At 52.8% G+C, this 10,639-nt stretch carries 7 protein-coding genes, 1 tRNA gene and 1 pseudogene; all 9 read left to right on the plus strand.

Annotated features, from left to right (window positions below):
- Positions 1 to 132: 132 nt before the first annotated feature.
- Positions 133 to 270 (plus strand): hypothetical protein, encoded by a 138-nt coding sequence (locus Q0Z93_RS07845; RefSeq protein ID WP_298064375.1) that lies wholly within the window; start codon positions 133 to 135, stop codon positions 268 to 270.
- 182 nt (positions 271 to 452) lie between these two features.
- Entirely contained in the window at positions 453 to 1,391 is a 939-nt protein-coding gene (locus tag Q0Z93_RS07850) for an NAD-dependent epimerase/dehydratase family protein (RefSeq protein ID WP_298064376.1), read from the plus strand.
- A 110-nt stretch (positions 1,392 to 1,501) separates the two neighbouring features.
- Positions 1,502 to 4,981 carry an AsmA-like C-terminal region-containing protein gene (locus tag Q0Z93_RS07855; RefSeq protein ID WP_298064377.1) on the plus strand — a complete coding sequence of 1,160 codons (3,480 nt, stop codon included), beginning with the start codon at positions 1,502 to 1,504 and terminating at the stop codon, positions 4,979 to 4,981.
- A 149-nt stretch (positions 4,982 to 5,130) separates the two neighbouring features.
- Positions 5,131 to 5,205, plus strand: a tRNA-Val gene (locus tag Q0Z93_RS07860).
- Positions 5,206 to 5,441: 236 nt separating this feature from the next.
- Positions 5,442 to 6,548, plus strand: a pseudogene (locus Q0Z93_RS07865) (site-specific integrase).
- 737 nt (positions 6,549 to 7,285) lie between these two features.
- Positions 7,286 to 7,480: a helix-turn-helix transcriptional regulator gene (locus tag Q0Z93_RS07870; RefSeq protein ID WP_298064378.1), complete on the plus strand. Its 195-nt coding sequence runs from the start codon at positions 7,286 to 7,288 to the stop codon at positions 7,478 to 7,480.
- 6 nt (positions 7,481 to 7,486) lie between these two features.
- Positions 7,487 to 9,034 carry a type I restriction-modification system subunit M gene (locus tag Q0Z93_RS07875; RefSeq protein WP_298064379.1) on the plus strand — a complete coding sequence of 516 codons (1,548 nt, stop codon included), beginning with the start codon at positions 7,487 to 7,489 and terminating at the stop codon, positions 9,032 to 9,034.
- A 48-nt stretch (positions 9,035 to 9,082) separates the two neighbouring features.
- Complete coding sequence (locus tag Q0Z93_RS07880) at positions 9,083 to 10,099, plus strand: virulence RhuM family protein (RefSeq protein ID WP_298064380.1); 1,017 nt, start codon at positions 9,083 to 9,085, stop codon at positions 10,097 to 10,099.
- The coding region (locus Q0Z93_RS07885) for a restriction endonuclease subunit S (protein ID WP_298064381.1) at positions 10,096 to 10,639 on the plus strand (544 nt) is incomplete at its 3' end. The genes Q0Z93_RS07880 and Q0Z93_RS07885, both read left to right, overlap by 4 nt.

A 10,639-nucleotide genomic window follows, 5' to 3' on the forward strand; every position in this document is an offset into this window, starting at 1 on the left:
ACTATTTTGCCTGTATAACGGACAAATCGGAATAAAACCTTTTTATTAACCTAAATTCCGAACCCGATAAAATCTATTTGCTTTTCGTTCAGACACAATATGTTGTGCTTGACAACATGAGCCGTTGCCGAGATGAATCCGCAGGAAGATAGGGCGACTGACAAGCCGCTCTTACAAAGTACGGCAACGGAGGCTCAGATCGGGGCTGTGTTCGACCAGTGGGTTTCGATGGCGCAGGGGCCGGGAAAACCGGGTCTGCCGGAGTTCTGAGTAAACAATTAGGAAAGGGAGGCCGTATCGGCCTCCCTTTTTTTGTCTGCCGCCGGGATGACCGGCACGAAGATGGATGAGGTGTTCTTCGGTTCCCCGTGTTCAGAAAATTTCAACAAATCCTTCTTCCGATGTAAAGAAAAAACCGATAAATTTGTCTCCCTAAAACCAAGACCTAACCCATGAAAAAGATACTTATCGTCGGCGCCGGGGGACAAATCGGCTCGGAATTGACAACCCATCTGAGGGGCATTTACGGCCAGCACAATGTGATTGCAGCGGACATTCACGGCGACCGCGAGGATAACGATTTCGTCCAGCTCGATGCGTTGGATGCGGAGGCAGTGGCGCGGGTGGTGCGCGAGGACAAAATCGACACGATTTTCAATCTGGTGGCCTTGCTCTCGGCCACGGGCGAAGCGAATCCGCAAAAGGCGTGGCGGGTCAATATGGGGGCGCTGATGAATGCGCTGGAGGTGGCGCGGGAGTACCGCTGCGCGGTCTTTACACCGAGCTCGATCGGTGCTTTCGGGCCGGACGCGCCGAAGGACAAAACGCCGCAGGATACGCCGATGCACCCGACGACGATTTACGGGGTCTGCAAGGTGACGGGGGAATTGCTGAGCAATTACTATGCCCAGCGTTTCGGGGTCGATACGCGCAGTGTGCGGCTGCCGGGGGTGATCTCGTCGCAGGCGCTGCCGGGCGGGGGTACGACGGATTATGCGGTCGAAATTTTTTACGCGGCTCTCAAGGGGGAACGGTTTGTCTGTCCGGTGCCGCACGATCGCTTTATGGACATGATCTACATGCCGGATGTGCTGAATGCGATGGTGCAGCTGATGGAGGCGGATCCGGCACGGCTCAAGCATCGGAATGGCTACAATGTGGCTTCGATGAGTTTCTCGCCGGAGATCATTTGTGCGGAGATCCGGAAGCATATTCCGAATTTCGAGATGGTCTATGAAATCGATCCGGTGAAGGATGCGATTTCTGAGGGCTGGCCGAACCTGATGGATGACAGTGTGGCGCGGGCCGAATGGGACTGGGCGCCGAAGTGGGGGCTGCCGGAGATGACTGCGGACATGCTCCGGGTGCTGGGCGAACGGCTGCGCAAGTAACCTACGGTTAACTATCACGCGATACGCCGTATCGCCTGCACGGTATTAAACAGCTCGCACAGGTTCTGGCATGCACAAAAGCTATTTGTAAAAATAGTATCTTTGAAATCATGAAACGGAAAACCCTGCGGAAACTCATATTCATCCCCTTGGGGATCATCATTTTGCTTTTCGGACTGGCCGTCGGCGCCGCCGCCCTCCTGCTGACCCCCCAGCGGCTTATCCCCCTCGTGTCGCAGATATGCGACCGCTACCTCGATGCGCAAGTGCGATTCGACACCGTCAGCATTTCCCTGTTCCGGGACTTTCCTTACATCACCCTGCGGCTGCGCGGCGCCGAAGTCATTTCGCACGCCTTCGACCGGCTGCCAGACACCCTGAGCCACACCATGCCAGCCGAAGCAGATACTCTGGCCCATATCGGCCGGCTGGATGTATCGCTGAATGCGATAAGCCTGATTTCCGGCAAAGCCGACATCCGGCGCATCGGCTTGGACAACGCACACCTGCACGCTTACGTGGCACCGGACGGAACAGCCAACTGGGATATTTACCAGAGCGATCCAGCGGCCGCTGATACCGACTCGACCTCTTTCGAGATCCATATCGACCGCATCTTGATCCGCAACGGCCTGCACTTAGTCTACGACAACCGGCCGGATCGGATAACCGGTTCCGTGAAGCTGAAAAACTTTTTCGTCCGCGGGCGGCTCTCCTCCGACCTGCTGCAGAACGACATTAGGCGGCTGCGGCTGCGAGACTGCACAGTCGCGGTGGCGGCAGACGGCAAGACCGGCGCCGCTACGATCGACAGCCTGACGGTGGACAGCCGCCGGAGCGTGGATTACACCCTGAAACTGGCGGCCAAAGAAGCGGAATGGCCAGGCATTCGCCGGATCGATTCCGTGCGGCTGAATACCGCAGTCCTGTTCCACGGGAAAGACCACCGGGAAATGACGGTTCGCGAATTTGCCCTGCGCCTGAACGACATGCTTGTGACGGCGGAAGGCGAGGCGGCTTTCTGCGGTGACAGCATCGTTACGGATTTCGGTCTGCAAACCCGCCGATTGTCCATTGCCGGGCTTTTGAAATTGGTGCCGACAGAAATACTGCCGCTGGCGCGCGACTACGAAACCGATTTGACGACCGACCTCGACCTGCGGATCGACGGCACTTGCAACCCGTCCGACGGGACCTGGCCGGACATTACCGTCGACTGGCGCATCCCGGCCGGATACCTCTATTACGTCAAAGACCGCAACGGCAGCCGCATCGACACCTTGGCATTGGATGCCACGCTGCGCTATCGGCCGCGGTGTCCCGACTCCACAGGCATTGATCTGCGGAGGTTCCAGGTTTCGGGTATCGGTCTGAACCTCTATGCACAGGGAACATTAGACCGGCTGACGGGCGATGCCGGTTTCGCGGGAGCTGTGAAAGGCGACCTGTCGCTGGACTACCTGACCAAACATTTCCCGTCGTCTTCCGGTACGACGGTGCGCGGGCGGATCGCGATGGACTTGAAAGGGCGGGCGCGGCTGAGCCAGCTCGACCTGGGACGGATCGGCGGGGCTCGGATCGGCGGACGCCTTACGGTGGACACCTTGTTGGTGAATATTCCGAAAGAGGATTTTCGCCTGATGGTCGGCCACGGCCGTCTGGGGATGGGAACCGGACTGACCCGGACGGATTCGCTGATGGCCGAAGGAACCCAGGCGGTGGGCGCGATGCTCATGCTGGACACCGTCGACATGGATATGGGCAGCGCTTTGTGCGTGACGGGGAAAAAGATCGAAGTACACGCCGCTACATCGGCGAAGAACATCGTTCACGATACCACGGCGGTGCATCCGTCGCGGGGGGTGCTGTCGGCGGCGGGGCTGCGCGTCGCGATGGGCGATTCGACCGTCCTGATCGGCCGGGGGATGGACAGCCGATGGAGCATTCTGCCTGCCGCAGACGATCCTCGGGTTCCGCGTATGGCATTGCAGATGCAGGCGCGGCGGCTGTCGCTTCGGGAAACCGACAGCCGGTTTGTCATCCGGCAGGGCAGCGTAGGCCTGGACGCCACGCTCTACCGTCCGGACAGTGCGCGGCTCCGGCGCCGGGAACAGCGGCTCGACTCGCTGCAACGTCTTTACCCGGCGGTGGCACGGGACTCGCTGTTCGCCCATGCGCGCGCTTTGCGCGAGGGGCGGCAGGGGCGACCGAACGACGGGGTTTCGGACAGCGATCTCGACATGAAAGTCTCTTCCGAACTCGGCGACCTGCTCCGGCGGTGGCAGGTGAACGGCTCGGTCAAAGCCTCGGCCGGTCGGATCGTGACCCCTTACTTTCCGCTGGCTACGGCTTTGCGCGACGTGGATATTACGTTCAACACCGACGAAGTGCGTCTGAACCGGACTTTCATCAAGGCGGGCCAGTCGCAGATGGTGCTGACCGGCGATGTGGCGGGCTTGCGCCGGGCTATGCTGGGCCGGGGGCGGATACGGGGGAATATGAAAGTGGAGGCCGACACGCTCAACCTGAACGAGATCGTGCGGGTGGCCAATGCGGGGGCGGAATTAGTGGCACAGGGCGGCGTGGGGCATACTGAGAGTGACGACCAGCTGGAGCAGCGTATCGCGCAGTCGGCGGATACCGCTTCGGTCGGTACGCTGCTGGTGGTGCCGGGCAATATCGACATGACGTTCGACATGACGGTGCATCACGGGGTCTACGGCAATCTGGCGCTGGACAGCCTGGCGGGAGAGGTGATAGTGCGGAACCGGATGATCCGGCTGTCCGACCTGGCGATGCGGAGCAATGCCGGGAACCTGCGGATGACGGGGCTCTATGCTACGCGGACGCTGCAGGATATTCAGACGGGGTTCGACCTGGAGATGGAAAGGATGCAGGTGGCGCGGCTGATCGAACTGATACCGTCGATCGACACGCTGATGCCGATGCTGCGGTCGTTCGAGGGGGTGGTGAACTGCCAGATCGCGGTGACGGCACGGTTGGACAGTGCGATGAACATTCTGCTGCCGTCGCTCAATGCGGCCTGCCACATCGAGGGCGACAGCTTAGTGCTGATGGATGGCGAGACGTTTGCGGAGATCTCGAAAAAACTGATGTTCAAAAACAAAAAGCGGAATCTGATCGACCATATTTCGGCGGAATTGCTGGTGCGGGATGCGCAGATCGAGATTTTCCCGTTCGTGGTGGAGATCGACCGCTATCGGGCGGCGGTGAGCGGGGTGCACAAGATGGATATGACGTTCGATTACCACATTTCGGTGCTGAAGTCGCCGATTCCGTTCCGGCTGGGGATCGATATTTTCGGCGATCTGGAGGATTTCGATTTCAGGATTACGCGGGCGAGGTATAAAAATGCCAATTTGCCCACGCGGGTGGAGCTGATCGAGGATACGCGGATGAATCTGCGGAATTATATCCGCGACATATTCCTGCGGGGGCCGCGGGCGGAGGAGAAGCTGCGGATCACTCCGGAAACGGAATCGCCGACGGAGCTGCTGCCGGCGGCCGACTCGCTGAGTGCGGCGGATACGGCGGGGTTGGAAACTCTCGAAAGGTCGATCGGGGAGTGAGGTTTTCGGCGAAGGGGGGGATTTTTCGGTTTCCTTTCGGCTTGATTATTAGTCGGTTCTGTTCCACCGGGCAAAAAAAGTGAGATTTTCGCGGCTGTTTTTTTGGAGAATTGCAAAAAAGCGGTACTTTTGTATCGCAATCGCCGCAAGGGAGCTTAGCTCAGTTGGTTCAGAGCGTCTGCCTTACAAGCAGAGGGTCGGGGGTTCGAATCCCTCAGCTCCCACAAAGAAAAACAAGCGTTTACATGAAAATGTAGACGCTTTTTTTGTGCGCCTCCCGTATCGATTTTACACGTTTCCGATGCCTTTGTGTTAACCAATGTGTCAACTGGAGATGACGCATGAAAGCAAACGTAGAGGTCATTTGTTACAAGTACAAACCTCTGAAAGAAGGTACATTACCGTTAATGCTCGAATCACGAAAGACCGCAAATGAAAGAATGTCTCACTCGGAGTTTCTATCGAAGAACGATTCTGGGATTTTGAGAAAAACAAACCCAAACGCAATTGTCCGAATAAAGAGCAGATCGAACGATTGATCGCCTCCAAAATCACGGAATACAACGCCTTAATTTTCGAATTGACGATCCGGGAACGCGAATATACGGTGGAAACGCTTACGTCCCATTTTCATAACCAAGTCCATTGCGGTACGGTGGTCGAATTGTACGATAAACTGATCAATGACATGCAACGAGACGGAAAACTTGGCAATGCGAGGGTCTATAAATACTCCCGTACATCGTTGCTGAAATTTACGGGACAACGGTTGCAAGTTCCGTTCTGCGACATAGATGCCGTATGGTTGCGTCGTTACGAAAACTGGTTACGCACGAACGGTTGCAGCGATACGACTATTAGCCAGCTATTTCGAACGTTACGAAGCATGTTCTATAAGGCGATCGAATGGCAGATTGTGAAAAAAGAGTACTATCCTTTCGAGACCTATAAGGTCAGCAAATTCGATACCCGCACGAAGAAGCGTGCCATCACGAAAGAGGATGTACGCAAGGTGATTGCGCTCGATTTGTCGCAAGGCTATCCTTCCGAACGATTGGCGCGTGATATTTTCGTATTCAGCTATTTCGGGGCCGGAATTAACTTTGCTGACATTGCCCTGCTGAAATATGGCAATATACGGGATGGACGGGTGCAATACATTCGAAAGAAAACAGGTAAACCGATTAGTTTTCTGTTGATGGAAGAGATGCGTAATATCATCATCCAATACCGGCAAACAGGGCAGACGGATGAAGATTATATTTTCCCGATCCTTGACCGCCGTGTGCATAGGACGGAACAGCAGAGATATGACCGAACGCATAAGGTGCTGACGAATACGAACCGCTGGTTACGTAAAATCGTACAGCGGGTAGGGGTCGAGCATCTGACTACTTCCTCCTAAAGGCATACATTTGTCACGATGATACTGACACTGGGTGCCGACTTATAGGCGACCTCGAAATTACTCGGGCATACGGACGTAAAGATGACGCCGGTCTATGCCAAAATCGTCAACCGAAAGAAGGATGAAGCTGTGAATTTGGTGAATGAGTTGTTCGATTGATTTCGAGTCGAAACACGTCCAAAACACTTTACTTTGGTGGGCATATAAGGGAAATAGCACAAAGCAAAGTGTTTTTTGAGGGCATATCGAACTCCCATTTGAGTGGATATGTGGGGTACGAATACATCAGTCTATACAAATGACAAAATATTTCTCCTTCAGGCGAACGGTTCAAGTTTTTTAGGGGCATTTGTGTCGTCGGGGCTTCTGCGAAGATTGCCCAACCAGAATGCCGCAAGTCAGACACACGACCTTGCGGCTGCTACAACAGGAATTGCGATCTTCGGTCGCAGGTCTCTTGCAAGGACAGTGCGGGTTGCTCCCACAATTCAAGCAAAACGTAATCTTTCTCCCCCCCCTTTCATATTGTCTTACCTCAATGCCCGCCAGCAGATAGGAATGTTCGGAGCGAATAATCGCATTCTGCGGCTCCGGCATTGGACAGACAACGCCTTTTTGTTTGCAGATTGAGTGGCATCGCTCCCGACAGCACAAGCCGACCGGGGGATTAGGCTATCCCAAACCAAAATTTGTGGACATCGGGCAAGTCCGAACAATAATAGCTTTGGCGAACATATGCAGGAACCGTCCACCGAGAACTGTTCAGTAAAAATGTCACAAAATAATGTCGCTGCAAAAACAGAAAAATAGTATGTGACTGAAAAACGCAACCAATAGATTGCATCGATTGAATTATTTTCAATATCTTTGTTGTCGTTTGTACTTTAAGAGTAGAGATGAAAGAGATAAATCGCTTGAAAGTTATTCTTACTGAAAAGAATAAAACAGGGAAATGGCTCGCAGAGCAGTTGGGAAAAGACCCTTCGACCGTGTCGAAATGGTGCTCCAACTCGTCGCAGCCGCAATTGGATACGGTAGTCCGTATTGCGGAACTGCTGGAGGTGGATATTGAAGAATTGATAAACAGATAACGATATATGGCACGAGAGCAGGAGCGCGCAGAACTTCATCGTACAATATGGCAAATAGCAAATGATTTGCGGGGGAGTGTCGACGGCTGGGATTTCAAAAACTATGTTTTGGGAATGCTGTTTTACCGCTTCATTTCCGAGAACATCACGGCATTCATCAATGCGGAGGAGCAGCGCGCGGGAAATACGGATTTCGATTACGCCGAATGTTCGGATGAGCAGGCCGAATTCGGGCGCGAGGTAACCGTGCAGGAGCGGGGATTTTACATCCTTCCGTCGCAACTTTTCGGGAATGTGCGCAAAAAGGCCGCCGCCGACCCCAATCTGAACGAAACGTTGAGCAATATCTTCCATGCCATTGAAAATTCAGCCAAAGGCGCGGCGAGCGAGGACGATATGAAAGGGCTGTTCGCTGACATCGACGTGAACAGCAACAAACTCGGTACAACGGTGCAGAAGCGCAACGAAACGCTGGTAAAAATCATCGACAAAATCGGCGACATGAAACTCGGGAATTTGGCGGATAACCAGATCGACACGTTCGGCGACGCTTACGAGTTCCTGATGACAATGTACGCCAGCAATGCCGGCAAGTCGGGCGGCGAATTTTTTACGCCACAGGAAGTCTCCGAACTGCTCGCCCGAATTACGCTCGTCGGCAAAAAGCAAGTGAACAAAGTGTATGACCCCGCATGCGGCAGCGGCTCTCTGCTGCTGAAATTCGCCAAAGTGCTGGGCAAGGAGAACGTGCGGCAGGGTTTCTACGGGCAGGAGATTAACATCACGACCTACAATCTGTGCCGTATCAACATGTTTTTGCACGATATCAACTATGAAAAGTTCGATATCGCGCTCGGTGACACGTTACTGGCTCCGAAGCACTGGGACGACGAGCCGTTCGAGTGCATCGTTTCCAACCCGCCGTACTCGATCAAGTGGGCAGGCGACGAGAACCCGCTGTTGATAAACGATCCGCGATTCTCGCCTGCCGGTATCCTCGCCCCAAAGAGCAAGGCCGATTTAGCCTTTACGATGCACATGCTCTCGTGGTTAGCGACCAACGGCACGGCGGCCATTGTCGAGTTCCCAGGTGTGCTCTATCGCGGCGGTGCGGAGCAGAAAATTCGCAAATATCTAATAGATAACAATTATATCGACACCGTAATTCAGCTGCCTGCCAATCTGTTTTTCGGCGTGGGCATCGCCACCTGCATCATCGTGTTGAAAAAGAGCAAGAAGGACAACGCCACGCTCTTTATCGACGCCTCGAACGAATTTGTCCACGAGGGCAACAAGAACAAATTGTCCGATGCAAATATCGAACGTATTCTTGCGGCGTTTGTGGCACGCACGAATGATGAACACTTTGCCCGGTTGGTCGAGAACGGCAAGATCGCCGAGAATGACTATAATATCTCGGTATCGTCGTATGTCGAACAGCCCGACACGCGCGAAGCGGTGGATATTGACGAACTGAACAAACGCATTGCCGAGATTGTCGCCCGCCAAAACGTATTGCGCACAGCAATTGATGCCATTGTAGCCACCTTGTAAGTTAAATAGCAACTATCCAAAATCCCGGATAGTTCAAAATGAATGATTATGGAAGAGGGCATAAATAACAATATCGTCATCTATCAAACAGAGGGTGGTGTAACCCAGATAGAGGTTCGTTTGGAGAATGAAAATGTATGGCTGACGCAGCAGCAAATGGCAGACCTGTATCAGACCTCCCGAACGAATGTCGTAGAGCATATAAAACATATTTACGAGGAGCAAGAGTTAGACGAAGTTTCAACTTGTCGGAATTTCCGACAGGTTCGCACAGAGGGCAGCCGACAAGTCGAGCGCGAAATCCCGTTCTATAATCTCGATATGATTATATCGCTGGGTTACAGGGTGAAATCGCGCATTGCCACTAACTTCCGCCGTTGGGCTACCGAACGGCTGAAAGAGTATATGATTAAGGGCTTCACGATGGATGACGAGCGGTTGAAGCAGATGGGCGGCGGCGGATACTGGCGCGAACTGCTCGACCGCATCCGCGATATTCGCTCATCGGAAAAGGTGATGTATCGTCAAGTGCTGGATTTGTATGCTACGAGTGTCGATTACGACCCGAAGGCGGAACAATCCATCAAGTTCTTCAAGATAGTTCAGAACAAACTCCACTATGCTGCGCACGGACATACGGCTGCGGAGGTTATCTACGAGCGTGCCGATGCCGACAAGCCGTTTATGGGGCTGACAACCTTTGCGGGAGATTTCCCGACCAAGAACGAAGTAACCGTCGCCAAGAACTATTTGAGCGAAGATGAGTTAAAGGTACTGAACAATTTAGTATCGGGATATTTCGACTTTGCCGAGATACAGGCAATGCGCCACAAGCCGATGTATATGGCCGATTATATTCAACAACTGGATAATATACTCGCTTCGACAGGCGAAAAGTTGCTGGCCGGTGCGGGAAGCGTAACCCGCAAACAGGCAGAGGAGAAAGCAGTTTCCGAGTACCGCAAATTCCAGGTTCGCAATCTTTCTCCCGTAGAACAGGCTTATATGGACTCGATCAAAACATTGACAGCCAAAACCTCAAAGAAGAAAGGAGGCAAGCAATGAGCCGTATCGAGGAAATGATTCGGGAGTTGTGCCCGAATGGGGTGGAATATACCCGTCTGGGAGATGTTTGTTTTTATCCGAAAACAAGAGTTTCATGTTCTAAATTATCAGCCTATAATTATGTTAGCACAGAAAATTTATTGAAAGATAAAAAAGGAAAAACAGATGCGATTTCAATTCCCAATGAAGGAATGGCTATTGAATTTTGTATTGGCGACATACTTGTCGGGAATATACGCCCTTATTTGAAGAAGATATGGTTAGCAGATTGCGATGGTGGAACAAATGGAGATGTTTTGTTATTTCGAATAGACGACAAAGATTTAATTACTCCACGATTTTTATATTATATTCTTTCCTCTGACGCGTTTTTTAATTTTGATAATCAATATGCAAAAGGTGCTAAAATGCCAAGAGGTGATAAACATAAGATAATGGATTTCATACTCCCTGTTCCGCCGCTTGCGATTCAGAATGAAATCGTAAATATCCTCGATAAGTTTACCGAGTTGGAAGCCGAGTTGGAAGCCGAGTTGGAAG

Origin of the sequence: uncultured Rikenella sp., assembly GCF_947628055.1 — a bacterium.
GTDB lineage: Bacteria > Bacteroidota > Bacteroidia > Bacteroidales > Rikenellaceae > Rikenella.